Source organism: Amycolatopsis suaedae, assembly GCF_004214935.1.
Lineage (GTDB): Bacteria > Actinomycetota > Actinomycetes > Mycobacteriales > Pseudonocardiaceae > Amycolatopsis > Amycolatopsis suaedae.
This window is the reverse complement of sequence record NZ_SFCC01000010.1, coordinates 223,347-249,422: the sequence shown is the minus strand read 5'-3', so window position 1 is coordinate 249,422 and position 26,076 is coordinate 223,347. Positions and strand designations below refer to the sequence as shown.

Annotated in this window: 27 protein-coding genes; 16 read left to right on the top strand and 11 right to left on the bottom strand. The window is 71.3% G+C overall.

Features of this window, described 5'->3' with window-relative positions; genetic code table 11:
* Window positions 1-38: 38 nt before the first annotated feature.
* From cydB to EWH70_RS21170, 3 genes are read left to right on the top strand one after another with little or no spacing between them, the layout of a single operon-like run.
* Window positions 39-1,046 (top strand): cytochrome d ubiquinol oxidase subunit II, encoded by a 1,008-nt coding sequence (gene cydB / locus EWH70_RS21180; RefSeq protein WP_130477191.1) that lies wholly within the window; start codon window positions 39-41, stop codon window positions 1,044-1,046.
* Window positions 1,043-4,294, top strand: a complete 3,252-nt coding sequence (gene cydD, locus EWH70_RS21175; protein WP_130477190.1) for a thiol reductant ABC exporter subunit CydD — start codon at window positions 1,043-1,045, stop codon at window positions 4,292-4,294. Before cydB ends, cydD begins: the two co-directional genes overlap by 4 nt.
* 14 nt (window positions 4,295-4,308) lie before the next feature.
* Window positions 4,309-5,439, top strand: coding sequence for a GAF domain-containing sensor histidine kinase (locus tag EWH70_RS21170; protein WP_130477189.1), 1,131 nt, complete (start codon window positions 4,309-4,311; stop codon window positions 5,437-5,439).
* On the opposite strand, the gene EWH70_RS21165 is transcribed toward EWH70_RS21170, so the two are convergent.
* Complete coding sequence (locus tag EWH70_RS21165; RefSeq protein WP_130477188.1) at window positions 5,431-6,063, bottom strand: response regulator; 633 nt, start codon at window positions 6,061-6,063, stop codon at window positions 5,431-5,433. The two genes, EWH70_RS21170 and EWH70_RS21165, sit on opposite strands and share 9 nt — an antisense overlap.
* A gap of 119 nt (window positions 6,064-6,182) precedes the next feature.
* Between EWH70_RS21165 and EWH70_RS21160 the strand changes: the two genes are divergently transcribed.
* From EWH70_RS21160 to EWH70_RS21150, 3 genes are all read left to right on the top strand, one after another.
* Window positions 6,183-6,710 carry a class F sortase gene (locus EWH70_RS21160; RefSeq protein WP_130477187.1) on the top strand — a complete coding sequence of 176 codons (528 nt, stop codon included), beginning with the start codon at window positions 6,183-6,185 and terminating at the stop codon, window positions 6,708-6,710.
* 73 nt (window positions 6,711-6,783) lie between these two features.
* A complete protein-coding gene (locus tag EWH70_RS21155; RefSeq protein ID WP_130477186.1) occupies window positions 6,784-7,776 on the top strand; it encodes a hypothetical protein in 993 nt (330 codons plus the stop codon).
* Window positions 7,777-7,795: 19 nt separating this feature from the next.
* Window positions 7,796-9,238 carry a hypothetical protein gene (locus EWH70_RS21150; protein WP_130477185.1) on the top strand — a complete coding sequence of 481 codons (1,443 nt, stop codon included), beginning with the start codon at window positions 7,796-7,798 and terminating at the stop codon, window positions 9,236-9,238.
* Here the strand turns inward: EWH70_RS21150 and EWH70_RS35535 are convergent.
* The 3 genes from EWH70_RS35535 to EWH70_RS21140 form a co-directional block, all read right to left on the bottom strand.
* Window positions 9,235-9,393: a hypothetical protein gene (locus tag EWH70_RS35535; RefSeq protein ID WP_165436353.1), complete on the bottom strand. Its 159-nt coding sequence runs from the start codon at window positions 9,391-9,393 to the stop codon at window positions 9,235-9,237. The genes EWH70_RS21150 and EWH70_RS35535 overlap by 4 nt on opposite strands.
* A 125-nt stretch (window positions 9,394-9,518) precedes the next feature.
* Window positions 9,519-10,451 carry a type I pantothenate kinase gene (gene coaA, locus EWH70_RS21145; protein ID WP_130477184.1) on the bottom strand — a complete coding sequence of 311 codons (933 nt, stop codon included), beginning with the start codon at window positions 10,449-10,451 and terminating at the stop codon, window positions 9,519-9,521.
* A gap of 223 nt (window positions 10,452-10,674) precedes the next feature.
* Window positions 10,675-11,283, bottom strand: a complete 609-nt coding sequence (locus EWH70_RS21140) for a macro domain-containing protein (RefSeq protein ID WP_420809080.1) — start codon at window positions 11,281-11,283, stop codon at window positions 10,675-10,677.
* Between the two features lie 88 nt (window positions 11,284-11,371).
* On the opposite strand from EWH70_RS21140, the gene pheA reads away from it, so the two are divergent.
* Both pheA and EWH70_RS21130 read left to right on the top strand, forming a co-directional pair.
* Window positions 11,372-12,280 (top strand): prephenate dehydratase, encoded by a 909-nt coding sequence (gene pheA, locus EWH70_RS21135; protein WP_130477182.1) that lies wholly within the window; start codon window positions 11,372-11,374, stop codon window positions 12,278-12,280.
* Entirely contained in the window at window positions 12,277-12,891 is a 615-nt protein-coding gene (locus tag EWH70_RS21130; protein ID WP_130477181.1) for a histidine phosphatase family protein, read from the top strand. The genes pheA and EWH70_RS21130 overlap by 4 nt, the downstream gene beginning before the upstream one ends.
* On the opposite strand, the gene tenA is transcribed toward EWH70_RS21130, so the two are convergent.
* On the bottom strand, window positions 12,866-13,531 hold the full coding sequence (tenA, locus tag EWH70_RS21125) for a thiaminase II (RefSeq protein WP_240687120.1): 666 nt from the start codon (window positions 13,529-13,531) through the stop codon (window positions 12,866-12,868). The genes EWH70_RS21130 and tenA overlap by 26 nt on opposite strands.
* 141 nt (window positions 13,532-13,672) lie before the next feature.
* Here tenA and EWH70_RS21120 point away from each other — a divergent pair, with 141 nt between their 5' ends.
* Window positions 13,673-14,296: a DUF4232 domain-containing protein gene (locus EWH70_RS21120; protein WP_130477180.1), complete on the top strand. Its 624-nt coding sequence runs from the start codon at window positions 13,673-13,675 to the stop codon at window positions 14,294-14,296.
* A gap of 3 nt (window positions 14,297-14,299) precedes the next feature.
* On the opposite strand, the gene EWH70_RS21115 is transcribed toward EWH70_RS21120, so the two are convergent.
* From EWH70_RS21115 to EWH70_RS21090, 6 genes are all read right to left on the bottom strand, one after another.
* On the bottom strand, window positions 14,300-14,725 hold the full coding sequence (locus EWH70_RS21115; RefSeq protein WP_240687119.1) for a hypothetical protein: 426 nt from the start codon (window positions 14,723-14,725) through the stop codon (window positions 14,300-14,302).
* Between the two features lie 59 nt (window positions 14,726-14,784).
* Window positions 14,785-16,062: an MFS transporter gene (locus EWH70_RS21110; RefSeq protein WP_130477293.1), complete on the bottom strand. Its 1,278-nt coding sequence runs from the start codon at window positions 16,060-16,062 to the stop codon at window positions 14,785-14,787.
* A gap of 96 nt (window positions 16,063-16,158) precedes the next feature.
* Window positions 16,159-17,397: a DUF2252 domain-containing protein gene (locus EWH70_RS21105; RefSeq protein ID WP_130477292.1), complete on the bottom strand. Its 1,239-nt coding sequence runs from the start codon at window positions 17,395-17,397 to the stop codon at window positions 16,159-16,161.
* A gap of 173 nt (window positions 17,398-17,570) precedes the next feature.
* Entirely contained in the window at window positions 17,571-18,041 is a 471-nt protein-coding gene (locus EWH70_RS21100; RefSeq protein ID WP_130477179.1) for a YkvA family protein, read from the bottom strand.
* A gap of 57 nt (window positions 18,042-18,098) precedes the next feature.
* Window positions 18,099-18,449, bottom strand: coding sequence for a metallopeptidase family protein (locus EWH70_RS21095; RefSeq protein WP_130477178.1), 351 nt, complete (start codon window positions 18,447-18,449; stop codon window positions 18,099-18,101).
* Between the two features lie 7 nt (window positions 18,450-18,456).
* Entirely contained in the window at window positions 18,457-19,473 is a 1,017-nt protein-coding gene (locus EWH70_RS21090; RefSeq protein WP_130477177.1) for a septum formation family protein, read from the bottom strand.
* Between the two features lie 96 nt (window positions 19,474-19,569).
* Here EWH70_RS21090 and EWH70_RS21085 point away from each other — a divergent pair, with 96 nt between their 5' ends.
* From EWH70_RS21085 to EWH70_RS21055, 7 genes are read left to right on the top strand one after another with little or no spacing between them, the layout of a single operon-like run.
* A complete protein-coding gene (locus EWH70_RS21085) occupies window positions 19,570-20,163 on the top strand; it encodes a hypothetical protein (protein ID WP_130477176.1) in 594 nt (197 codons plus the stop codon).
* Between the two features lie 4 nt (window positions 20,164-20,167).
* A complete protein-coding gene (locus EWH70_RS21080) occupies window positions 20,168-21,334 on the top strand; it encodes a glutathionylspermidine synthase family protein (RefSeq protein ID WP_130477175.1) in 1,167 nt (388 codons plus the stop codon).
* A gap of 40 nt (window positions 21,335-21,374) precedes the next feature.
* Window positions 21,375-21,827, top strand: a complete 453-nt coding sequence (locus EWH70_RS21075; RefSeq protein WP_130477174.1) for a DUF350 domain-containing protein — start codon at window positions 21,375-21,377, stop codon at window positions 21,825-21,827.
* Window positions 21,828-21,879: 52 nt separating this feature from the next.
* Window positions 21,880-22,785, top strand: coding sequence for a haloalkane dehalogenase (locus tag EWH70_RS21070; protein WP_130477173.1), 906 nt, complete (start codon window positions 21,880-21,882; stop codon window positions 22,783-22,785).
* Between the two features lie 25 nt (window positions 22,786-22,810).
* Window positions 22,811-24,076, top strand: a complete 1,266-nt coding sequence (gene serS, locus EWH70_RS21065; protein WP_130477172.1) for a serine--tRNA ligase — start codon at window positions 22,811-22,813, stop codon at window positions 24,074-24,076.
* Window positions 24,077-24,086: 10 nt separating this feature from the next.
* Window positions 24,087-25,052 (top strand): DUF3558 family protein, encoded by a 966-nt coding sequence (locus EWH70_RS21060; protein ID WP_130477171.1) that lies wholly within the window; start codon window positions 24,087-24,089, stop codon window positions 25,050-25,052.
* Between the two features lie 58 nt (window positions 25,053-25,110).
* Window positions 25,111-26,064, top strand: coding sequence for a DUF3558 family protein (locus EWH70_RS21055; RefSeq protein ID WP_165436351.1), 954 nt, complete (start codon window positions 25,111-25,113; stop codon window positions 26,062-26,064).
* The last annotated feature ends 12 nt before the right edge of the window (window positions 26,065-26,076 follow it).

Genomic DNA, 26,076 nt, shown 5'->3' with positions numbered 1-26,076 from the left:
GTGACACATGGCCCGTTCGGGCGCGGGAGGGCAGCTGAATGGACCTTCCAACTATCTGGTTCTGCGTCATCGCCGTCTTCTGGCTCGGTTATCTCTTCCTGGAGGGCTTCGACTTCGGCGTGGGCATGCTGCTGCCGGTGCTCGGCCGCGACAACACCGAGCGGCGGGTGCTGATCAACACGATCGGCCCGGTCTGGGACGGCAACGAGGTGTGGCTCATCGTCGCCGGCGGCGCGATGTTCGCGGCGTTCCCCGGCTGGTACGCCTCGTTGTTCTCCGGTGCCTACCTGCCGTTGCTCGTGGTGCTGCTCGCGTTGATCGGCCGCGGCGTCGCGTTCGAGTACCGGGGCAAGGTCGACTCGCCGCGCTGGCGGCGCACCTGGGACCGCGTCATCGTGATCAGCTCGTGGGTGGCCCCGCTCGGCGTCGGTCTCGTCCTCGCCACCACCGTGCTCGGCCTGCCGCTGGACGCCGCGGGCAACCGGGTCGGCTCGCCGTTCGCGGCGGTGAGCTGGGAGACGTTGCTCGGCGCGGTGGCCATCGCCGGGTTCGCGCTCGCGCACGGTGCGGCGTTCCTCGCGCTGAAGACCGCGGGTGACGTGCGAGCGCGTGCCCGCGCACTGGCCATCCGGCTGCTGCCGGTCGTACTGATCCCGCTGGTGGGCTTCCTGCTGCTCGTGCAGTGGCGGGAAGGTTCACTGTGGACGGTGCTGCCGCTGGCGGTCGTCCCGGTCGCCGGACTGGTCGCGCGGTGGCGGCTGGCCGGTGACCGGGACGGTCAGGCGTTCGCCGCGCTCGGCGTCGCCGTCGCCGCGGCCGCGATCACGCTGTTCGGTGCGCTGTACCCGAACGTCCTGCCGTCCACACTGGACCCCGCGAACACGCTGACCGTCGCCGAAACCGCATCGAGCCCGTACACGCTCACCGTGATGACCTGGGTCGCGGTCTTCGGCGCGCCGGCCGTCCTGGTGTACCAGGGCTGGACGTACTGGGTGTTCCGCAAGCGCATCAGCACCCAGCACATCCCGCCGGTGCACACGCCATGACCGGACTTCCCCGCCGCGCGCCCCTTCCCGCCACAGTGTCCCCGCCGGACACCGCGCGGCCGGGGAAAGGCCCGCTCGGCGCGCTGCCCGCCCTGTCGGCAACGGCGCGCCGGGCGTTGGCCCTTACCGCTGTCCTCGCCGGATTCAACGCCGCTCTCCTGGTGGCACAGGCGTTCCTGCTCGCCTCGGTGCTCGCGTCGATCGTCGGGGGCGACGCGACCGGCACCGTCCAGCTGACCGTGCTCGCCGGCGTCGTCGCCGGCAGGGCACTGGTCAGCTGGGCGGTGCGAGCGGTCGGCGCCCGCGCGGCGGCGGGCGCCAAGGAGGAACTACGCGGCCGGGCGATCGACCACGCACTGCGCCTCGGTCCGGAGTGGACGGCCAGGCGCGGCACCGCCGAGCTGACCGCCCTCACCACCCGGGGCCTCGACGCGCTGGACGCCTACTTCACCGACTACCTGCCCGCGCTCGTCACCGCCGCGGTCGTGCCGCTTGGCGCCGGTGCCGCCGTGTTGTTCGCCGACTGGCCGTCCGCGGTCATCATCGCCGCGACCGTGCCGTTGCTGCCGATGTTCGCCATCCTCGTCGGCAAGTACACCGCCGACCGCGTCGCCGGCGCGACCGACGCCACCCACCAGCTCTCCGGCCGCCTGCTGGAACTGGTGCGCGCGCTGCCGGTGCTCGCCGCGTTCCGCCGCGCCCGCGCGCAGGCCGAGGTCGTCCGCCAGGTCTCCGAACGGCACCGCCGCAGCACGGTGACCACCCTGCGGACGGCGTTCGCCAGCGCGTTCGTCCTCGAACTCGCCGCGACCCTCTCGGTGGCGCTCGTCGCGGTGGTCATCGGCGTGCGCCTGGCTCACGGCGACCTGTCGCTGGCCATTGGCCTCGGTGTGCTGATCCTCGCGCCGGAATGCTTCCAGCCCATCCGCGCCGTCGGCGCCGCGTTCCACGCCAGCGAGGACGGCGTCGAAGCCGTCCGTCGCATCACCGGCATCCTCGACGAACCCGTGCACGCGAACGGGACACTCGCGCCGACGACCCGCGAGGTGACCGTTCGTGACCTGCGAGTCGACCGCCGCGGCGGCCCCGCTCCGGACGGCCTGTCGCTGACCGTCCGGCCCGGCGAGACCGTCTGGCTGCGCTCACCCAGCGGCGCGGGCAAGTCGACCACGCTCGGCGTGCTGCTCGGGTTCGTCCGGCCGGACGGCGGCACCGTCCGCATCGGCGGTCACGATCTCGCCGACGTCGACCTCGCCGCGTGGCGCCGCCAGGTCGCCTGGGTGCCGCAGGCACCGGCTTTCGCGGGCGAAAGCGTGCGGACGGAACTCGAACTCGCCCTCGCCGACCGGGACGCCGAACCCACCCCGGCTGAGCTGACCGAGGTACTCGACGCCGTCGGTATCGCCGGCCTGCTCGACTCACCGGTGACCTCGCTGTCCACCGGGCAACGCCAACGGGTGGCCGTCGCCAGGGCACTGCTGCGGGTCCGGCACGGCGCCTGGCTGCTGCTGCTCGACGAACCCACCGCACACCTCGACGAAGCCGCCGCGGCACAGGTGACGGCCGCGCTGCGGGCGACCGGCGCCGCCATGGTCGTCGCCGCACACGCCACGACGGACACCGGCGCGAACGGTCCGCTCGCCGAACCCGCCGCCGTACCCGGGCCGATCGCGCCCACCCGGACGACCCGGCGGCACCGGCTGTTCGACCGGGGACTGGCAGGCGGCGCGCTGCTCGGGGCGGGAGCACTGCTGGCCGGGGTGGCCCTGACCGCCGTGTCCGGCTGGCTCATCGCCAAGGCGTCCCAGCAGCCGCCGATCCTGACGCTGACCGTCGCCGTCGTCGGGGTTCGCACGTTCGGCCTGGCCAGGGCCACGCTGCGGTACGTCGAGCGGCTGCGGACCCACGACGCGGCCCTTCGCATCGCCACCCGGCTACGAGTGGACCTCTGGCGCACGCTGGTACGCCTCGGGCCCGTTCGCGTCGCCGCACTGCGTGACGAGGTGCAGCGCAGGCTGGTCGACGACGTCGACACCGTCCGCGACCTCCTGCCGAGGGTGATCGTGCCGCCCGCGGTGGTCGCCATCGTCGCCGCCGCGGCCGTCGTCACCCAGACGATCGTCCTGCCCTCCGCCGGAGCCGCGCTCGCCGCAGCGGTGATCATCGGCAGTGTCGCCGCACCACTGCTCACCCGATGGGCCGATCGCAGGGCCACCGAACGGCTCGCCGGTGGCCGCCGCGACCTCGCCGCCTCGGTACAGGCCCTGTTCGACGCCACCGCCGAACTCGTCGCCAACGGCGCCCACCGGACCCGCCGAGCCGCCCTCGCCGACGCCGACACCGCGCTGACCCGGCAGGCACGCCGCGCCGCCACCGGCGCCGGAGCGGGCGAGGCCCTTCTGGTCCTGCTGCTCGGCTCGGCCACCGTCGCGAGCGTCCACCTCGCCGCGGCCGCCGTCACGAACGGGACACTCGACCCGGTTCTCGCCCCGCTGCTCGCCCTCGTGCCGCTCGCGCTGATCGAGGTACTCGGCCTGCTGCCACCCGCCGCCCAGCACGCGGCGACGCTGCGGGCAGCCCGGGCACGGCTCGCGGCACTGCCGGAGACCGAGCAACCCGCGATCGCCGACGGCCCCGTCCGGCTGACCGGCGCGGATCTGCGCTGGCCGGACACCGACCGCCCGGTCCTGCGTGGTGTCGACCTCGCCGTCGAGCCGGGCAGCTGGGTCGCCGTTACCGGACCGTCCGGTGCGGGCAAGTCGACCCTGCTGGCCACCCTGCTCGGCTTCCTGCCCCCGGACCGCGGCACCGCCACGGTGCCGGCCCGGGTGGCCTGGGCGCCGCAGGAGCCGGGACTCGTCGCCACCACCGTCGCCGAGAACCTGCGGCTCGCCGACCCGGAAGCCGACCGGGACCGGCTGGCCGCCGTCCTCGCCGGCGTCGGCCTCGGTGACCTGGACCAGGACACCCTGCTCGGCACCGGCGGCAGCGGGCTGTCCGGTGGCCAGGCACAGCGGGTCGCGCTGGCCAGGGCGCTGCTCGCGGCACGCCACGCCGACCTCGTCCTGCTCGACGAGCCCACCGCGCACCTGGACGCAGGCACCGCCGCGACCGTCCGGCAGACCCTGCGGCGGGAACTGGCCGGGCGCACCGTCGTCGAGGTCACCCACCGGGCCGAGGACGCCGCGGCCGCCGACGTGGTGCTGCACGTCGCGGACGGCAAAGTGAGAACCAGGGTCCGGGTCTAGCCTTGTTGTTACTCATGGAACCCACGCTCGCCGCGCTCGCGCTGTCCGCGGCCACCGAGATCACCACCACCGCGCTGTCCGGCGACGACCCGGACGCGGTGCTCGGCACCGTCGTGCGCCGTGCCGTGGAGCTGGCCGAGGCCGACCTCGGACTGGTCATGGTGCTCGCCGACGACGGCAGGGTCAGCGTCGAGGCCGCACACGGCAGGCACGCGGACGACGTCCTCGGCCTGGCGCTGCCCGCCGAGTCGGCCGCCGCCCGGGTGGCCCGCGGAGACAAGCCGGTCGTCGCCGCCGACGTCACCACCGACCCGCGCACGGCGCCGTACGTCCCCGCCGAACTACGCGGCTTCGGTCCGTTCGCTGCCGCGCCGTTCGGCAGCGGCGGCAGGCGGCTCGGCGTGCTCACCGTCTACCGCAGCCGGGAGGCCGACCCGTTCCCGCAGGAGACCGTCGACCTGCTGGCCGCCTTCGCCGGGCAGGCCGGGGTCGTCATGGCACTGGCCGAGGGTGCGACCGCCCGCCACCGGGTCACGCTCTACCAGGAACGCGAGCGCATCGCCCGCGAGCTGCACGACGTCATCGTGCAGCGGCTCTACGCCGCCGGCATGCAGCTGGACCGCGTCCGCAGGCGGATGAGCAAGCGGTTCGCCCGCGCCGACGGCGCCCGGCTGACCGAGGCCATCGACCAGCTCGACGAGACCATCGAGGAAATCCGCGGCACCGTGCGTACCCTGCGCTCGGCCGAGCCACCGCAGACCACGACCACCGACCTCGCCGAGTCCGCCCAGGGCGAGGTCCGCATCGCAGGCGAGCTGCTCGGCTTCCCGCCGACCCTCGAACTGTCCGGCGAACTCGACGGCATCCCGCCGGAAGCCGCCGACCACGTCCGCGCCGCCCTGCGTGAAGCACTGTCCAATGTGGTCAGACACTCCGGGGCCAGCGAGACCAGGGTCACGCTGGTCCGCGACCGCGAGGGCGTCAAACTCCGCGTGCGGGACAACGGATCCGGTGTGCCGCAAGGCGTCGCGCAACGCGGGCTGCGGCACCTCGCCGAGCGGGCGAACGCCGCGGGCGGGCGGTTCTCGGTGAACTCCTCGCCCAGCCTCGGCACCCTGGTGGCGTTCGAGATCCCGTTACCGTGACCGCCGGGCGATCCACGCCGCGGCCTGCGTGCGCCGTTGCATGCCCAGCTTCGCCAGCACCGCGGTGACGTAGTTCTTCACGGTCTTCTCCGCGAGGAACAGCCGCTCCGCGATCTCCCGGTTGGACAGGCCCTGCCCGATCAGGTCGAGTACCGACCGTTCCCGCTCGGTGAGCCCGGCGAGTTCGTCGGCCTCCGGGTGCCGCATGCGGTCCAGGATCCGGGCCGTGCTCACCGGGTCCAGCAGCGACCGGCCCGCCGCGACCTCCCGCACGGCATGCACGACGTCCTGCCCACGCACCTGCTTGAGCAGGTAGCCCGACGCGCCGGCCAGGATCGCGCCGACCACGGCCTCCTCGTCGTCGAACGCGGTGAGCACCAGGCAGTACGGCGGGCTCGGCAGTGACCGCAGTTCGCGGCACAGGGACACGCCGTCGGCGCCGTCCTCGCCCAGCCGCACGTCGACGACGGCCACGTCCGGCTCGACCTGGGCGGCCACCGCCAGCGCCTCGGCCGCCCCACCCGCCTCGGCGACCACCTCGATGTCGGGTTCGTCGCCCAGCAGGTCACGCAGGCCGCGCCGGACGACCTCGTGGTCGTCGACGAGCATCACCTCGATGGCCATGATCCGAGATTACGCCGGGCCGTAACGCCCCTGGTCGGGAGGCGATAAGTGGGGCATCGGTTCCCCTGCCCGGGAAGGAACCCATGATGCCGGTAACCCGTCGCGCCCGGTGGAGACTCGTGGCTGCCCTGACCTCGGCCGCGATCGTCGTCGCCGGAACCGCGGCCATCCTCCTGCTGCTGCCCCGGACCCAGCGCCCCGGTGTGGTGGAGATCTCCCAGCCGGTGGCCGTCCGGCACGACACGACGACCAACGCCCGGCCGCACGTCGTCTCCGCGCCACCCGCGTCGGTCAGCTGGCTCGCCGTCGACTCGCTGCCGCCCGCGGTACCCGGCGCCGTCGAGATCCCCGCCATCGGTGTCTACAATGGACTTATCGGTCCAGGTGGCGACTGGCGGGCGCAGGGACCGGCTCCGGGGCAGCGCGGTGAGGCCGTCCTGGTCGACCAGCGGCACAGCGGCTCGCGGGAGATCCCCGTCGGCGAGCGGGTGACCGTGCACCGCGCCGACGGCATCAGTGCCGTGTTCACCGTCGCCAGGGTCGAACGGCAGCAGCTGCCTCCGGGCGAGGCGACCAGGCCGGAGCTGCGACTGATCACCGGCGAGTTCGTGATCCACTGCCGGTTCGCGGGTGCCTACCGCCGCTGATCACATACCGTGACTAGGGCATCAGGGTGATTACCTGTCTCGCATTCGGCCGTATGCCGGACAATGTCGATCGATGAACCCGATCCCCGACCTGCGTACCCGCCTGCGCGCACTCGACCCGGCCACGCTCGTCGACCTGCTCTGCGAGCAGGCGGAACGCGACCCCGCGTTCGCCGAACGCCTGCGTGCGAGTGCCGAACCCGGTGATCTCGCCGAGGTGCGCACGCTGCTGGACGGGGCGGGGTCGGCAGCCGACATCGGCGCCACGATCGTCCCGGTGCTCGACACTCTGCAGCGGCTGCTCGACGCGGGGACCAGCGCGGATCTGGCTCCGCTCGCCAAGCGCACGGTCGACACGCTCGGTGACGCACTCGGGCGGGCGGGCGCCGTCGACTCGCTCCTGCGCCGGGCGATCCAGCTCTACGCCCGGGCCTGCACCGCCCATCCGCCACCGCCTGGCGAACTGGCCGAGTGGATTCTCCGGGTCGAGTTCGACTCGCCCGGCTGGCCGCCGATCCGGCTCGCCGACTTCGCCGCGGCGCTGGGGGAGAAGGGCCTCGCTCACATCAGGTCCTATGTGGACAAACAGCCGGTGGCGACGAGGCTGCGGGAGGACCTGGCCGAGATCTCCGGTGACGTCGACACGCTCGTGCGCATCCTCGCCGCCAAGCCGCCCGCCCGGGAGGTGAGCCTGCGCATCGTGCGGGTGCTGCGGGACGCCGGCAGGCACACCGAGGCCATTGCCTACGCGGCCAAGGCGCTGGGCCGGGGCAAGCCCAGCGTGGCTCCGCCCGAGCTGCCCCGCCAGCGGGAGGCGCCGGACAACGCGGAGGAGATCGCCGAGCACCGCAGGCAGGTCGAGGAGCTGATCGCGCGCGGCGACGCCCAGCACTACCGCAGCGCCGCACTGGAGCTGCGCAAGCTGCGGACGCTGCACCGCAGGGCGGGAACCCCGGAGGCGTTCGCCGACTACCTGGGCGAGCTGCTGTCCACACATCGACGCAAGACCAGGCTGATCACCGAGATCCGCAACGCGCGGATCGCCTTCCCGCGAGGCCGTCGGTGACGCGTGACACCATGGGTGCATGAGCCCGGTCAGCCGCGCCCGCAAGAAGAAGAAAACGGCCCGGCCGCAGGCCGAGCCCACCATCAACAGCCTGTTCAGGGAGTCCCTGCGCGAGGTCGCGGCGCTGGGCGCCGAGCCGTCGCTGCTGGACCTCGAGGTCCTGGTGTCCAGCCTGATCGCCGACTGGTGGGCCGAGGACCTGGAGATCGGCAGTGAGCTGATCGAGTACGCCGGGCGCAAGCGCACCCCGGCCGCCGTCGTGTTGCTCGCCGCGCTCGCCGAGCTGGCGCCGACCACCGGCCTACGGGCCGAGGCGGCAGGCACGCTGGCCGACGTCGTCGCCCGCGGACTGCCGAAACCCGCGTGGCTGGACCGTCTCGGCACGGCGACGCCGGGCACCTGCTGGGCCGCGGTCGACGACTACGGTGATGCCACCACGATCCTCGCCGAGTTCGACTACCCGGACGAGCCGCACGGCATCCTCGCCGTGGTCGAGTTCGACGGCACGGTCACCGAGGCCGTCATCGTCGACACCGACCACGAGATGCTCGCCGAGGTCCGCGAGCTGGGCGAGGAGTTCCCGCCGGGACGCGCCCGGCGGATGATCGAGGACGGGCTGGTCGACACGCCGGAACACGCCGGGGAGACCGACGACTTCCTCGCGCTCACCCTGGCCCGCTGCGCCCTGCTCGGTGAGCGGGAACCCGCCGATCCGCCCGTCCAGCTCGACCCGGACGACGTCGTCGAGGAGTTCCTGCGGGACTCCGTGGTGACCGACACCCCGGAGGCCCGCGAGTGCGTCCGCGCGCTGGTCGAGTTCGGCCTCACCGCGGAGCCCGCCGACCCGCTCCGGGTCGGGCCGGAGAAGCTGGCCCGGTTCCTGGAGGCGAACTTCGACACCGAACTGCTCGCGGTCGACGAGGTCCTGCCTGCCTGGGCGGCGTGGGCCGCCGGGCACGACGACCTCACCCAGGAGCTGCTCGACGAGCTGCTGGCCGAGGTCGACGACATGCTCGACGAGTTCAACGGCGTCGAACCGGGTGACCCCTACACGCGTGACCTCGACGAGGACGACCCCGACCTGGAGGACGTCCGGACGCGGCGGCTGTTCGCCGTGCCCGAGGCCGTCACCGAGATCGGCGGCGACGTCGTGTCGCTCAACCCGGCCGACGTCGAACAGCGGCACCTGCTCGTGCTCGGCGAGCATCCGGAGTTCCACGAGCTGATCGCCAACGACGAACTCGACGACGAGCGGTCCCGCTGGCTCGCCATTCGCTGGACGCTGGCCGACCAGCTCTGGCACGGCTTCCCGCACGAGACCTGGGTTACCGCGGAACGGCTCCTTGAGCGTGGTCTGAGCAGGGACGAGGTGCTGACGCAGCTCGGTACGGCGCTGGCCGGTTCACTGGACGGTGACGAGGTGAATCTGGACGCCTACCAGGAGGCCCTCGCCGCGCTCTAGAGTGGCGCGGGGCTGCTGGGCGTCTGATCGTCGAGCTTGCGTTGCCGGTCGCCCAGAGCGTCGTCGACGTCCACCACGAAGGCGCCGAACGCCATCAGCAGCAGCACCGCAACACCCAGCATCGCGCCGATCCAGGTCATGATGATCGAGAACATCGGCCCGCCTCCCCTGGTCAGGGTGTCTTTCCTAGTCCAGGGTCACCCCGGGTGGGCCTCGCCGGTATCGGCCAACCGGTTGTTGCTGGCCTTGGCAACCTCGTCCGATCGGACGAGCCGGGCGATTACAGCTTGCGCAGCCTGACCCGGTTGATCGAGTGGTCGGCGTCCTTTCGCAGCACCAGCGTGGCGCGTGGGCGGGTGGGCCGGATGTTCTCCACCAGGTTCGGCTCGTTGATCGTGTGCCACAGGTGGGCGGCCTCGGCCCTGGCCTCGTCGTCGGGCAGGCCGGCGAAGTGGTGGAAGTGCGAGGCCGGGTCGGCGAACGCCGTGTGCCGCAGCTTGAGGAACCGCTCGATGTACCAGCGCTCGATGTCCTCGGTGTGCGCGTCGACGTAGATGGAGAAGTCGAACAGGTCCGACACGGTCAGCCGCGGGCCGGGCTGCAGGACGTTCAGCCCCTCGACGATGAGGATGTCCGGGCGCTCGACCACCTGTTCCTGACCAGGCAGGATGTCGTAGGCCAGGTGCGAGTAGACCGGCGCGCTCACCCGGTCGGAGCCGGACTTGACCTCGGTGACGAAGCGCAGCAGCGCCCTGCGGTCGTAGCTCTCCGGGAAGCCCTTGCGGTGCATGATCCCGCGCCGCATCAGCTCGGCCCTCGGGTAGAGGAAGCCGTCGGTGGTGACCAGGTCGACGCGGGGGTGGTCGGGCCAGCGGGCCAGCAGCGTGCGCAGGATGCGGGCCGTTGTCGACTTGCCGACGGCCACACTGCCCGCGATACCGATGACGAACGGGACGTTCGTGGCACCGCACTCCTCGCCGAGGAAGGTCGTGGTGGCGGCGGTCAGCCGCTGCCGGGCGGCGACCTGCAGGTTGATCAGCCGCGACAGCGGCAGGTAGACGTCGGCGACCTCGGCCAGATCGACCTGCTCGCCGAGTCCGCGCAGGCGGAGCAGTTCTTCCGCGGTCAGCGGTAGCGGCGTGGAACGTCGCAGTTCCCGCCACTGCTCACGGTGCAGCTCGACGTACGGGCTGAGCTCACGAACGCGTGGCATGCGCACTCCCTCGACGTCGAGGCCTTGCTGCGTTGTTCGGGTTAACGCTCATCCAACGGTAGGGCTTACCGCGGTACAACGCGCTGTGACGTTCTGCACGCCACGGGTGCGCCACGCTCGCGTGAAAGCTGGTCAGACCAGTAGCTGGCATTCGGCGTAACGCCGGTCGAAATCCGCACGCCAGGAGGGGTGCACGGCGAACGGAAGCCGCATGGCGACGACCCTACCGAGCTGCGAAGACCTCGTCCCAGGCCGCCGCGACCTGACGCGCGCAGACCTCGGGCGCCACGCCGCCGACGCCCGTGCCCAGGCCCGGCATGGCGATGCGGCCCACCGCGTGCCGCACCCGGCCGCCGTGCTCCAGCGCGCCGTCGCGCCACAGCAGGAACACCGCCCGGGCGGCCAGGTAGGGGTGGACCGTGTCGGCGGGTAGCCGCTCGCCCGGCTCCCGCATGGTCGGCGAGCTGATCAGCCAGGCAGGCTGCGGTTCGCCGGTCGGCACCACCAGCGCTTCACCGATCGGCAGCTCACCGCCGTGGTAGGCCAGCACGGCGCTGCGGACGTTCTGCTCGACCTCGGGAAACGCCGTGGCGTAGACGGCGTCGATCCCGCCCCGCATCCAGCCGTAGGAGTTGGCTGGGCTGACCACCGCGTCGGCCACGACGTCGAGCACGGATCCCTGGTGGACCCGCACCCGCGCGGTCCGCGGGGCGACCACCGTCTGCCAGGCTCTGGCCAGCGGCTCGTCGACAGCGCAGAGCACCAGCTCCGGTGTGCTGGCGGGTTCGGAAGCCCGCGGCGGCGTCGGGTGCGTGCCCGGTTCTGCGGTCACACCCCCCAGCATGGCAAAAAACGTCAGGCCGGGTAACCGGTTCACCTACCCGCTATGCGAGTGAACCCGCCTGCGTAGCCTGGCGGACGTGCCAACGATCGCCTACTTCGGACCACAGGGGACATTCACCGAGCAGGCCGCGCGGTCGCTCGCACGGGGTGAGCACCTGGTCCCGGCCGACACCATCCCGGCCGCCATGCGGGCCGTTCGCGCCGGTGCGGCCGACGCCGCGTGCGTCCCGATCGAGAACTCCGTCGAGGGACCGGTCGCCGCGACCCTCGACGGCCTGGCCGAGGACGGTCCGCTGGTGGCGGTCACCGAGGCACTGCTCGCCGTCCACTTCAGCGTGCTGACCAGGGAGGACGCCGGGGAGATCCGCACGGTCGCCAGCCATCCGCACGCGCTGGCGCAGGTGCGGCACTGGCTGGAGGCGAACCTGCCCGGCGCCGAGCCGGTGGCGACGGCGTCGACGGCCGCCGCGGCCGTGGCCGTCCAGCAGGGCCAGTACGACGCGGCCGTGACCGCGCCGGTCGCCGTCGAGCACTACCCGCTGCGGGTACTGGCCACCGGGGTCGCCGACGTCGCCGACGCCCGCACGCGCTTCCTGCTGCTGCGTAAGCCGGGGACCCTGCCGGAGCCGTCAGGGCACGACCGGACCTCCGTGGTCGCCGCGGCCGCGCACAGCACCGGCTCGCTGGCCGGCCTGCTCACCGAGCTGGCCGTTCGCGGCATCAACCTGCTCCGGCTGGACGCCCGCCCGCTGAAGGAGAACTTCGGCTACTACCGGTTCTTCATCGACTTCGAGGGCCACATCGCCGAGCCCAGGGTCGGCGACGCGGTGGCCGCGCTGCGCAGGCGTTGCAACAACGTTCGCTTTCTCGGTTCCCACCCACGGGCTGACGGGGCACCATCGGCGGTCGAACCGGGAACCGGCAACGACGACTTCACCGACGCCGCCGACTGGGTGGACGCGGTGCGAAGAGGAGAGCGGGCGTGAAGCTGTACCTGATCCGGCACGCGCAGACACCGGCCAACGTGCGCAAGGCACTCGACACGGCGCTGCCAGGGCCGCCGCTGACCGAGCTGGGCGAGCAGCAGGCACAGCGCCTCGCCGACGAGCTGGCCGAACGGCCCATCCGCGCGGTGTACGCCTCCTACGCGACCCGGGCGCAGCAGACCGCGGCGCCGCTGGCCGCCGCGTGCGGGGTCGAGGTGCAGGTCGTCGAGGGGGTGCACGAGGTGACCGTCGGTGACCTGGAGGGCCGCACCGACGAGAAGGCCATCCACACCTACATCTCGATCGCGCACCGGTGGGCGCAGGGCGAGCTGGACGCCGCCATGCCCGGTGGGGAGAGCGGCCGGCAGGTGCGGGAGCGGTTCGTCGAGGCGGTCGCCCAGATCCGCGCCAAGCACGAGCAGTCCGATCCGGACGGGATCATCGCGCTGGTCAGCCACGGTGGCGTGCTGCGGCTGGGTGCCGAGTGGATCTGCGACAACGTGCGGCCCGAGGTGGCCGATGCCGGGCTGCTGCCCAACACCGGCCTCATCGAGCTGGACTCCCGCCCGGACGGCTGGCACTGCGTCAGCTGGGCGGGAACCGCGATGTGAGCTGCCGGGTCGGCCACTCCTCCAGGCGATAGGCCGAGTCCCAGAACAGCCACTCGTACTCCGACGCACGGGTGAACGCGGCCAGCATCCGCTGCCGGGTCGCGCCGTCGGCCACCTCGGCGGCGCGGTCGGCGGCCTCCTGGCAGGAGCGGACGGCCGCGGCGAAGTCGTCGTCGGCGTAGGTGTCGATCCAGGCCTGGTACGGGTTGTCCGCGCCGGGCTCCTGTCCGGCCAGGATGTGCGAGCCGACGTGCTGGTACACCCAGAAGCACGGCAGCAGGGCGGCGACCAGTTCGCCGTAGCTGCCGGTGGCCGACACGGCGAGCAGGTACGACGTGTAACCGAGGCAGGTCGGTGACGTCTCGATGGCGTCCAGGTCGGCCTCGGACAGCCCGAACCGCTCGAAGTAGCCCTCGTGCAGGGCACGTTCCACAACGACGGCCTCCCTGGCCGCACCCGCGAAGAACGCCACCGCGTCCGGCTCCGGTGCCCTGGCCGCGGCGACGGCCAGTGCCCGGCCGAAGCCGATCAGGTACCGCGAGTCCTGCGCGAGGTAGAACTGGAACCGCTGGCGGGACAGCGTTCCCGCGGCCAGCTCGGTGTTGAACGGGTGCTCGAGCACGGACTGTTGTAATTTCACGGTGTGCTGCCACGCCTCGTCACAAAATCTCGCCACGCCGGCTCCTCCCGCGTCTACCAGGGACGACTCGACCGTACCGGCGCAACCCGAGGCATGGGGCGGACGTCTACCGGGTAGTCACCTGGACACAGGGAGGCGAACATGAGGATGCGACGCGGGATCATCTGCGCGGCCGCCGCGACCGGGCTCGTGGCGGGCCTGGCCGCCTGCGGGCAGGAGCCGGGGACGTCGGCCGCCACCACACCGACCACCACGGCACCGAGTCCACCGCCGCCGAGCCCCACGCCGAGCAGCCCGTCGAGTGCGCCACCGGCCACCACGACGTCGCAGCAGCGCGACGAGGGCCTGTGTGACGTCGATGAACTCGACATCAAGTTCGGCAACGGCGACGCCGCGGCAGGCACCGTCTACCGGCCGCTGCTGTTCACCAACATCGACGACGAGCCCTGCACGCTGCACGGGTTCCCCGGGGTGTCCTTCGTGACCGGCTCGGACCAGCACCAGCTCGGGCCCGCGGCGTTCCGCGAGGGCGAGAAGGGCGCCGCGGTGAAGCTGGCACCCGGCGAGACGGCCTCGGCGGACGTCGGATTCGTGCAGGTCCGCAACTACGACCCGGGCACCTGCGTGCCGACGCCGTACACCGGCGTGCGGGTCTACCCGCCGCAGGAGTACGACTCCAAGGTCGTGCCGCTGGAGGGCACCGGCTGCGCGGCAGAGAAGATCCCCGGCAACCAGCTGACGGTGAAGACGATCGTCAAGGGCTGACGATCAGGTCCGGCCGCAGATGGACAGGGCGTTGGCGTAGTGGCGGTGACCGGACGCGTCGCCGTAGTTGAGGCTCATGACCATCCGGCTGACGCCGTCGACGGCCTCGGCCAGCTCCTCGTGGGCCGAGTCGAGTTCGGCTGCCGCCTCGGCCAGTTCCTTGGCGGCGGCCAGCCGGCTCAGCCCGCCGGGCCCGAGTGCGTTTCGCCCGATCGGCGGACCGCCGGGCTCGGGTCTGGGTAGCTCGCCGACCCGCTCCAGCGCCGCGCACGCGGCACGGGCGTCGGCCGTCGCCGCACCCTCCACGTCGGACAACGCCCAGAGCAGCCCGAGCACGACACTGCCGACCGCGAAACCGGCCACCCCGGCCAGCACCAGCGGTCTTCGGGACACCGCGACCGGCGGCGACGACGTGTCCTGGTCCAGCACGGGCCGCCTCCTCGCGGTTCGCCAAGAGGCATATTGCAGCACCGCCGGGACCCGCGTTCCTAGCTTTGAGACCGTCCTGTAGCCGGCTCGGGAACCCGCCCCGCCGACTCGATCGCGTGCCGGTGCCCGCGCAGCGTGAGCCACGCCCCGGCGCCCAGCAGGACCAGCGCCGCACCGGACAGGGTGAAGGTGCCCGCCGTCCCGCCGAGCAGCTTCGTCAGCAGGCCACCGCACAAGGCGCCGACCGGGATCGCGCCCCACACGATCGTGCGCCACGCGCCGAACACCCGGCCGAGCAACTCGTCCGGGATGAGCGTGTGCCGCACGGTCGCGAGCACCACGTTGACCACCACGACAGCCGCCGCGAACAGGCCGAACAGCACGGCCGACAACACCGGCTGCGTCGTGAGACCCATCCCGGTGAACCCGGCGCCCGCGCCGAGCAGGCCGGTCAGCAGCAGCGGGAACCGGCCTGCCGCGCGGATCAGCCTCGGTGCCAGCGCCGCACCCGCCAGCCCGCCGACGCCACCCGCCAGCGCGAACACACCGAACCCGGCCTCGGACAGCCCCAGCTCCTCCAGCGCGTACAGCACCAGCTGCGCCTGGGCCAGCTCGCTGACGAACGCCACCGCGCCGGCCACCGCGACCAGCCGCAGCATCAGCCGGTCGCCCAGCAGCCAGCGCACGCCGTCGGCCAGATCCGTGCGCAGCCTGCGGTGCTCGGCCTGCCGGCGTGGCCGGTAGCCGCCGGACAGCCCCAGCAGCAGCGCCGCGGCCAGCGCGAAGCCTGCCGAGTTGAGCAGGAACGGGAACGCGGCGAACACCGCGAACGTGGCGCTGCCCAGCGGCCCGCCGATGAACGTCTGGCCGGCGATCTCGACGGCCTGCAGCTTGCTGTTGGCCGCCTCCAGCCTGCGCGGGCCGTCGACGACGGCCGGCACGAGGACGTTGGCCGCGCTGTCCGCGACGGTCTCGGCGGCGCCGATGAGCAGCGCCGCCACGTACACCAGCCAGATCGTGGCGCCGCCGGTGTACACCAGCAGCGCCATCAGCCCGACGACCACGGCCCTGGCCAGGTTGGCCAGCAGCATGGCGCGGCGCCGGTCCACCCGGTCGACCAGGGCGCCGACCAGCATCGAGCACAGCAGCCACGGCAGGAACTGGGTGGCCGCCAGCCCCGCGATCAACACCGGATCCCTGGTCAGCGACGCCGCCAGCAGCGGGAACGCGACCTTGCCGATGCCGTCGCCGAGGTTGGACAACGAACTGGCCGACAGCAGCCAGCGCAACCGGTTGTCCCGGCCGGTCACGGCGAACTCCGAACGATCATGGCGCATCCCTCCCCGGATACCCATGGGCATCGTGCCATGACGAAGTGTGACAAGACAGTGGCGTCAGTCGCAATCCGTATCGATCCACTGACGCACTGTTTCTCATACCCCGGGGATCTCCCCGTTCCGGAACGCGTCGACGAACAGCCGGTGGTCGTCGCGGGTCTGGGCGGCGTAGGCCAGGCCGAACTCGGTGAGCTCGGCGACGAACTCGTCCTCGGCCGAGCCGATCGCGCCCGCGATGGCTTCCTCGCACTGGAAGTCGACCAGGGTCTGCTCGGAGTCCGAGTCGGACACGCAGTGCATCTTCGCCGTGGCCCGGCCCAGGTAGTCCAGCACCGGCGCCATGTCCGACGGCTCGGTCAGCTCGGACCAGTCCAGGTCGTCGACGTAGGGCGACAGCTCGGCCACGACGAACCCGGTGCCGTTCAGCTCGGTGTGGCCCAGCCACGGGTCGGCGTGGGCCTGCAGCGCACGCTGCGACACGGCCGTGCGGTGGCCCTCATTGCGGAAGTAGTCGCGGATGCGTTCCTCGCGCACCACCCGGCTCGGGGCGGGCACGTTGCCCTGCTTCATCGACAGCACGACGTCGTTGTCCAGTGCCTGCGAGTGGCCCTCGACGAGGATGTTGTACGCGGGCAGCCCGGCCGATCCGATGCCGAAACCCTTGCGCCCCACCACGTCCTTCACGTGGTAGGTGACGCTGCCGAATCGCTTGTTCTCCGGGATGGTGGCCAGGTAGCCCTCGAAGGCGTGCTCCACCGCGGCCCGCTCGCCGGCGTCGAGTACCCGCACACCGTCGCCGTGGGAGAACCGGCGGTCGTAGTCCTCCACCACGGTGATCCGTTCGAGCAGCGCCACCCGGGTGTTCAGTCGGGCCTTCTGCAGCACCTTGTGCACCAGGCCATCGGTGGAGTCGAGCTGGAGTTTGAACATCTCGTCGCCGGGGTGTTCGGCGAACTGCCGCACCTGCCGGACGTAACTACGCAGGTAGCCGCCGATGAGCTGCTCGATGTCGGCGTCGCTGATGGCCTTGCTCCAGGCCATCAGCGCCACCGAGGCGGCGAGCCGCTTGAGGTCCCAGGTGAAGCTGCCGAGGTAGGCCTCGTCGAAGTCGTTGACGTCGAACACCAGCGCACCCGACGAGTCCATGTAGGTGCCGAAGTTCTCCGCGTGCAGGTCGCCCTGGATCCACACCCGGCTGGTCCGGTCGTCGGCCCACCGGTCGTTCTCCGAGGCCATGTCGGCGTAGAACAGGCACGCCGAGCCGCGGTAGAACGCGAACGGCGCCGCCGCCATCTTGCGGAACTTGTGCCGGAACGCGCCCGCGTCCGCGGTCATCAGTTCGTCGAACGCCTCGACCAGCACCCGCACGATCTCGGCCTGCCGCCGTTCGGGGCCGTCCGCGCGGATCCTGTCGACGATGCTGGGCACGTCTCAAACACCTCCGGGTTCGGGAAAACACTAGATCAGCAGTCTGTTGCTTCCCCGCCCCGGTCCGGTGAAAGGGCAGGTCAGGCCCGGCGGGTCGGGCGAGTGGGCCGTTCGTCGTAGTCCGCTTCCCACGCTCCGCCCACGTCCGGATCGGCCAGTCGGCAGACGGCGGCCCAGCCCTCGTCGCTGCCCTGCCAGTAGCGGCGCACCTCGGGCAGGCCGACCTGCCGCACCACCGCGCGCAGGCCCGCGGAGGCGACGATGGCGTCGTCCTTGTTGCCGACGGTCGGGATGAAGTCCGGCACCAGGTCGATCGGCGAACGCAGGTAACCGAACATCACGGCCAGCCGGATCCGGACACCGTTCGGCTGCGCCTTGTCGGCGGCCATGCGGCGGAGCAGGCCCAGCAGTTCGGGCAGCAGCTTGACCGCCACCGGCAGCAGCCCACGCCGCGGCTGCAGCACGACCAGCGCCAGGATCAACGTCGGCCACAGCAGCAGGAGCGCGCCGAGTAGCCCGACGATCAGGTCGATCCAGAAGATGCCGGTCATGCCTGAGATTGTCCCAGAAGCCTCGGCTGAGCCATCAGGGATCGCCCTGATGTTTCCCTAGCCCCAGCCGAGTTCGTGCAGGCGCGCGTCGTCGATGCCGAAGTGGTGCCCGATCTCGTGCACCACGGTGATCAGCACCTCCTCGACGACGTCCTCCTCGGTCTCGCAGATGCCCAGGATCGGCTGCCGGTAGATGGAGATGCGGTCGGGCAGCACGCCGCCGTAGTCCGACCGGCGCTCGGTCAGCGCGATGCCGTGGTACAGCCCGAGGATGTCCGGCTCCTCCTCGTTGAACTCCTCGACCAGCACGACGACGTTGTCCATGGCCGCGGCGAACTCGGGTGGCAGCTCGTCCAGTGCCTCGGACACCAGCTCCTCGAAGCGGCGTACCGACATCTCGACCGGCATCGGCGTCCTACTCGCCCGGCTGACTGGGCGGCGGGCCCTGCGCGGGCGGCGGCGCCGGGTGCTCGCCGTGCATCGGGGCCTGTCCCGGCGGTGCCTCCGACTTCGCGTCCTTGTGGATGCTGCCGGTCACCGGTGCCAGCCCGCTGCCGTCCTCCAGCTTCGCGCCGACCTTGCAGTTGACCTTGGTCGAGCCGGCCTCCCAGCTGGCCTTCTCCCGGGTGTCCCAGGTCAGGATCAGCTTCTCGGCGCCGAGGTCGAGCCCGCCGGTGTAGTCCTCGACGAGCCGGTTGCACTCGGTGTCCAGCCAGGTCTTCTGCTCGTCGGGCTCGGGGAACTCGTCGGGGAACTTCGAGGTCAGGTCCAGCTCGCCGACGATTTCGTAGGCGTGCGGCTTCGTGCACTCGATCGGGTCACCGACGGTCTTGCCCGCCAGCGCCAGGCAGGTGCCGACCTTCCAGATGTTCGACTGCTCCTGCGCCGAGGCCGGGCCGGTGATCAGCTGCAGCTGACCGCCCGGCGCCGCCCACTGCAGGCCGCAGCGCAGCTCACGGTCGCCGTCGTCCCACTCCTCGGCGCTCGGGTACAGCACGCCGACGGACAGCTTGCCGAACGGGTCGAGCGGCTTGTGCAGGTAGTCGCCGGCCATCTTCGTGCAGCGTTCCTCGGCGATCTGGCGCCACTGGGACAGGTCGGGCGACGGGACGTCCGGCGGGAACCGGTCGGCGACGTTGACCAGCCCGATCACCTCGAACCGGTGCGGTGCCTCACAGCCGATCAGCTTCGCGTCACCGGCGTCGGGACGGTCCCAGGTCAGGCAGCTGCCGGGCGGCGAGCGGAACGCCTCCCGCCGCGCGGCCGTGTCGGCGGCGCCGCCACCGGTGCCGCCGGCGACCTCGGCCGGACCCCAGGAGAACAGCATGGACAGCGACAACGCCAGCACCGCGCCGAACATCGCGCCGGCCATCAACAGCCAGGTGCGCAACTTTCGCGCGCCGGTGTGAAACCGTTCTCCTTCGTCAGACATCTACACCATGATGCCTGCGTCGGGCGAGACTGACACCCTGCGGGTAGTTAGTGTGTGGGCGCCAGTTGGGGAAATGGCCAGGGCGATGGAGCGGCGATGACGGAGAACACACCACCCGGGGGACAGCCCCCGCAGGAACCACAGCAGCCCAGGCAGGGCTCGATGCGGTTCCAGGACCCGTCGACGACCACCCCGCGTGAACCCACCCTCGCCGAACAGCGCGCCCGCCGGCAGGCGATGGCCGCCGAGCAGGAACGCGCCGTCGCTCTGCAGGAAGCCGAGAAGCGCAGCAAGACCAAGCGCAACGTGCTGATCGGCAGCGGCGTGGCGGTCGGCCTGGTCGGCGTGGTCGCCGCCTGGTACGTCGTGGCCAAGCCGAACGACGTCACCGCCGTGTGCACCGACCAGTCGGACACGATCGTCGCCGACGACAACAACTGTGACGAGGACTACGCCCGCAGCCACGGCGGCCACGTCTCCGGCGGGTGGATCTTCATCCCGTACGGCGGCGGGTACAACCAGTACCGCTACAACTACGGCGGCACCGGCGTGCCGGGGCAGAAGGTCAGCGGCGGGTCGTTCACCCGCCCGTCGGGCGCCAACATCACCACCAAGTCCGGCAAGTCCGTGCAGCGCGGCGGGTTCGGCATCAGCGGTAAGAGCGGCACCGGAAAGAGCGGGGGCTCCTGAGCAGATGGAGCGCAGGACCGGCACACCACGGCCCGGCTGGGAACGGATCGTCGAGGAACAGGGCATGGTGTTCGGCACACCGGCCCGCTACGGCTCGGGGCAGTCGCGCCCGTACTGGGACGAGTCGGTGCACTACGTGCTGCCGATGGACGAGGTGCTCTCCGTCGAGGCCGACGTGGAGCTGCTGCACTCGATGTGCCTGGAGGCCGTCGAGAACGTGGTGCTGACCGAGCGCTACCGCGACTTCGGCATCCCGGAGTGGGTCTGGCCGCACATCGCCGAGTCGTGGCGGCGCCGCGACCCGCACGTCTACGGCCGCTTCGACCTGCGTTACGACGGCCGCAGCCCGGCGAAACTGCTGGAGTACAACGCGGACACGCCGACCTCCCTGCTGGAGGCCGCGGTCCTGCAGTGGCACTGGAAGACCGACGTTCACCCGGACGACGACCAGTGGAACTCCATCCACGAACGGCTGGTCGAGCGGTGGGCCGAGATCGGCGACCTGCTGCCGTCGAAGGAACTGCACTTCACCTGGTCCACGGCCGATCCGACCGGCGAGGACCACGTCACCACCGCCTACCTGCAGGAGACCGCGGCCGAGGCCGGCATGGACACCGTCGGGCTGGCGATCGAGGAGATCGGCTGGGACCCGCTGCTCAAGCGGTTCGTCGACCTCGAAGAGGCCCCGATGAACACCGTGGTGAAGCTCTACCCGTGGGAATGGGTGGTGGAGGAGGAGTTCGGCAAGTACGCCGCCGAGTCCCTGCCGCAGACCCTGTGGGTCGAGCCGCTGTGGAAGATGCTGCTGTCGAACAAGACGCTGCTGGCCGTGCTGTGGGAGGGCTACCCCGGCCACCCCAACCTGCTGCCCGCGTTCGCCGACGACCCCGGCCTGCTCACCGAGTACGTGCGTAAGCCGAAGCTCGGCCGCGAAGGTGCCAACGTGCAGATCGTGGCCACCGGCTACGAAACCCAGACCGGCGGGGTCTACGGCGCCGAGGGCTACGTCTACCAGGCGTTCGATCCGCTGCCCGAGTTCGACGGGTTCCGCCCCGCGCTGGGCGCGTGGATCGTCGGCGACAACGCCGCGGGCCTGGGGATCCGCGAGACGGCGGGGCTGGTCACCGACGACGGTGCCGCATTTGTCCCACACCGCATCCCCGAGTCGTGATAAAAGGCTCACCGACACACACATCTACCTGGGAGTTCCAGTGACGACGACCCTTGCGCTGGCCGACAACTTCGGCTCCGACCTCGTCCGCGGGATCGGCGCGATCCTGCTGTACGGCGTCGTCGGCCTGCTGCTGATGCTGATCGGCTTCTACGCCATCGACTGGACCACCCCGGGCAAGCTGTCCGACCTGGTGCGCCGCGGGCTGCCGAACGCCGTGATCGTCACCGCGTCCGGGCTGCTGTCGATGGCGTTCATCGTGGTCGTCGCGATCTTCAACTCGGCGAGCGACCTGACCGAGGGCCTGATCACGTCGCTGGTCTACGGCCTGCTCGGCATCATCGTCCAGGTGCTGGCCGTCCGGCTGCTCGAATGGGCCACCCGGATCGACGTCGGCTCCACGATCGAGAGCGAGAAGTTCGCCCCGGCCAGCATCGTCGTCGCGTCCGCTCACCTGGCGCTCGGTCTCGTGGTGGCCGTCGGCATCTCGTAAGTGCCGTGTGAATTACTGACAGCTTGGTCGGTTTTTCACTACGGTGGGGTACGTGCGACTGCTGAGGACTCCCGAAGACCGGTTCGCCGACCTGCCCGACTTCGACTTCGCGCCCCGCTACGCCGACATCGACTGCGCCACCGCCGGCGTCGTGCGGGTTGCCTACGTCGAGGCCGGGCCACCTGACGGCCCCGCCGTGCTCCTGCTGCACGGCGAGCCGAGTTGGTCGTACCTCTACCGGAGAGTTCTCCCCGTGCTGGCCGACGCCGGCCTGCGGGCCATCGCGCCCGACCTGGTCGGCTTCGGCCGTTCGGACAAGCCCGCCGACATCGCCGACCACAGCTACGCCCAGCACGTCGAGTGGATGCGGGCGTTCGCGTTCGACGCGCTCGACCTGCGCGATGTCATCGTTGTCGGCCAGGACTGGGGCGGGCTGATCGGGCTGCGCCTGGTGGCCGAGCACCCGCTGCGGTTCGCCGGCGTGGTCGCCGCCAACACCGGCCTGCCCACCGGCGAGCAGGAGATGCCCAAGCAGTGGTGGGCGTTCCGCGACATGGTGGTCGACGCCCAGATCCTCGACGTCGGCCGGTGCGTCCAGTCCGGCTGCGTGACCCGGCTGTCCGAGGAGGTCCGGGCCGCCTACGACGCGCCGTTCCCGAACGAGATGTACAAGGCCGGGCCGAGGGCCATGCCGACCCTGGTCCCGACCGACCCCGCCGACCCGGCGGTGCCTGCGAACCGGCTGGCCGAGAAGACACTGTCCACCTTGGACCTGCCGATGCTCACCGCGTTCTCCGACAAGGACGCGGTCATCTCGCACTTCGCGCCGCAGATCCAGGGGTGGCGCGGTGCGCAGGGACGGAAACACCCGGTGATCACCGATGCCGGGCACTTCCTGCAGGAGGACGCGGGCGAGCGGCTGGGCGAGGTGATCTCGGACTTCGTGCGCGGGCTCTAGTGCATGGCTACTACGCTCTGCTTTCGTGATTGACCCCAGGACCCTGCGCGAAGACCCTGACGCCGTGCGCGCCTCGCAGCGCACCCGTGGCGAGGACGAGGGCGTTGTCGACAAGCTGCTCGACCTCGACGCCCGCCGGCGGTCCGCGATCGCCAGTGCCGACAACCTGCGGGCCGAGCAGAAGCAGCTCGGCAAGCAGATCGGCAAGGCGTCCGGCGAGGAGCGGGACGCGCTGCTGTCCAGGGGCAAGGAGCTGGCGGCCCAGGTCAAGTCGGCCGAGGCCGAGCAGGCGCAGGCGTCGGAGGAGTTCGAGGAGCTGCACCGGCTGGTGCCCAACATCGTGCACCCGGACGCGCCCGCCGGTGGTGAGGACGACTACGTCGTGCTCAAGCACGTCGGCACGCCGAGGGAGTTCGACTTCGAGCCGCGCGACCACGTCGAGCTGTGTGACGGGCTCGGTGCCCTGGACATGGAGCGCGGCGCCAAGGTGTCCGGCTCGCGGTTCTACTTCCTGACCGGCGTCGGCGCCCAGCTGCAGCTCGCGCTGCTGAACATGGCGGCGGCGCAGGCCGCCGAGACCGGGTTCACGCTGATGGTCACGCCGGTACTGGTGCGGCCGGAGATCATGGCGGGCACCGGGTTCCTCGGCGCGCACTCGTCGGAGGTCTACCGGCTGCGTGACGACGACCTGTACCTGGTCGGGACGTCGGAGGTGTCGCTGGCCGGGTACCATGCGGACGAGATCCTGGACCTGTCGGCCGGGCCGAAGCGCTACGCGGGCTGGTCGTCCTGCTTCCGCCGCGAGGCCGGGTCGTACGGCAAGGACACCCGCGGCATCATCCGGGTGCACCAGTTCGACAAGGTCGAGATGTTCACCTACTGCCGGCCGGAGGACGCCGAGGCCGAGCACGCCCGCCTGCTGGAGTGGGAGGAGCGGATGCTCGCCAAGATCGAGGTGCCGTACCGGGTGATCGACACCGCCGGTGGTGACCTCGGTACGTCGGCGGCCCGCAAGTTCGACTGCGAGGCGTGGGTTCCGACGCAGCAGGCCTACCGCGAGCTGACCTCGACGTCGAACTGCACGACGTTCCAGGCACGCAGGCTGAGCGTCCGCTACCGCGACGAGAACGGCCGTCCGCAGGTGGCGGCCACGCTGAACGGGACGCTCGCCACCACCCGGTGGATCGTGGCGATCCTGGAGAATCACCAGCTGGCCGACGGCTCGGTCCGGGTGCCGGAGGCGCTGCGTCCGTACCTCGGTGGCCGCGAGGTGCTCGCGCCGGTTCGCTGAGGGGAGCGACATGAAGATCCGGTACCTGGTGCTCGGGGCGGTGCTGGCCGTCGGGGGATGCACCACGACGGTGGCGGGCAGCGCGCAGCCGGGCGCGGAACCGCCCGCGCAGCAGGTGCTGGATCCGTGCGCGATGCTCACCCCGGAGCAGGCGACAGCCCTGGGGCTGGAGCCGACGGGCGTGCTCACCCCCGGTGACACGGAGCGGCTGGTGCCGCCGTCCTGCCGCTGGGGCCCGGCCGAGGACAGCGAGTGGGACGCGGTGACCGTGGCCGCGTCGCTCGACATCCCGCTCGCCTCGTACCACGACGGGCAGCAGCCGGTCGGCGAGGTCCAGTTCGGCGGGCTGAAGTGGAGCAAGTACCCGAGCACGTTCGGCGACGGCTTCTGCAACTACGGCACCGCGTTGTCGGAGCGTTCGTTCGTCGAGATCAGCGTGCTCAACGCCAGCGACGGGAAGAAGGCGTGCGAGCAGGCGGACCGGGCCGGGCCGTTCGTGGCGTCGCACCTGCCCGGCGGCGCCCCGCCGCCACCGATCGAGCAGAAGCCGGCCAGCCCGCTGGCGTCGGTCGAGCCGTGTGACCTGATCACCCCGGAGGAAGCCGACACGCTCCAGGTGAAGGCGCAGGGACGCAAGACCGGCAAGGGCCGGTCGAGCACCGACAGCGACCCGGGCTGCGAGTGGGAGTCCACCGACCCGAACCTGCACCTGGTCTTCGTCATCGTGTCGCCGACGAAGTCGGCCAAGAAGCTGGCGTTCGACGAGGAGCCCGACGAGCAGGTCGACGCCGGTGGCCGCAAGTGGGGCCTGTACCGGACGCCGATGGACGACGAGGACAGCTGTGCGGCAGTTCTGCCGTTCAGCGAGGAGGCAGGCGTCAAGATCACCGACGGCAACAAGGCCGATCCGGCGAAGGCGTGCGAGCGGCTGGTCAAGGCGTTGCCGGTGATCACGGCCAAACTGCCGCAGGCGTGAGGCCTGGCCCTGTTACCGTGGCGGCATGGTAGGGGGATGGACACGTACGGTGACCGCCGTGGCGGCGGTGCTGGTGCTGGCGGGGTGCGCGAACACTGTTGCCGGTAGTGCGCGGCCGGGTGCGGCTCCGGCGGCGCCGGTGCTGGATCCGTGTGCGTTGCTGACGCCGGAGCAGGCGACGTTTCTGGAACTGCAGCCGCAGGGCAGGCTGACGCCCGGCAAGGAGGACCGTCGGCTCCCGCCGAGTTGCCGCTTCTCGCCCGGCGAAGACAGCGACGATCCGTCCGGTGTGGACATCGTCGCGTCGCTGAGCATGTCGTTGGCGACCTTCCATGCTGGTGCCGCGCCCATCGAGGAGCTGCAGCTTGGTGGTCTGACGTGGCGGCGTTATCCCAATGCGTTCGGCGATGGTTTCTGCAACTACGCGGTCGTGTTGTCGGAGCAGTCGTTCGTCGAGGTCACGACGACCAACTTCGGGGACAAGAGCAAGGCGTGCGATCTGGCGAAGCGGGCGGTGCCGTTCGTGGCGGCACATCTGCCCGGTGGTGCGCCGGCTCCGCCCATGCCGCGGAAACCGGCCGAGCCCGTGAGTCCGTTGGCGTCGATGGAGCCGTGCGACCTGATCACCGCCGACCAGATGGGACCCTTGGAGGTGCAGCCGCAAGGTCAGAAGACCGGCACCGGACGGGGCAACATCGACGGTGATCCTGGCTGCGAATGGCCATCGTTGTCGCCGGACCGGCAGCCGCTCTACGTCGCCCTGGCGCTCGACAGGTCTGCCGATCAGGTGGCCCAGGGCGAGAAAGCGGACGAACAAGTACAGGTCAACGGCCGGGGCTGGGGGCTTCACCGTACGCCGCAGGACTCCAAGATGAACTGCGCCGCGGTTCTCGCGTTCGGCGAGAAGTCCGCTGTCATGGTCACGGGTGGCCATCGGCGTGAGCCAGGCAAGGTATGCGATCAGGTCCTGAAGGCGTTGCCGGTGATCACCGCCAAACTGCCGCCGGCGTAAGGCCTGGCCCTG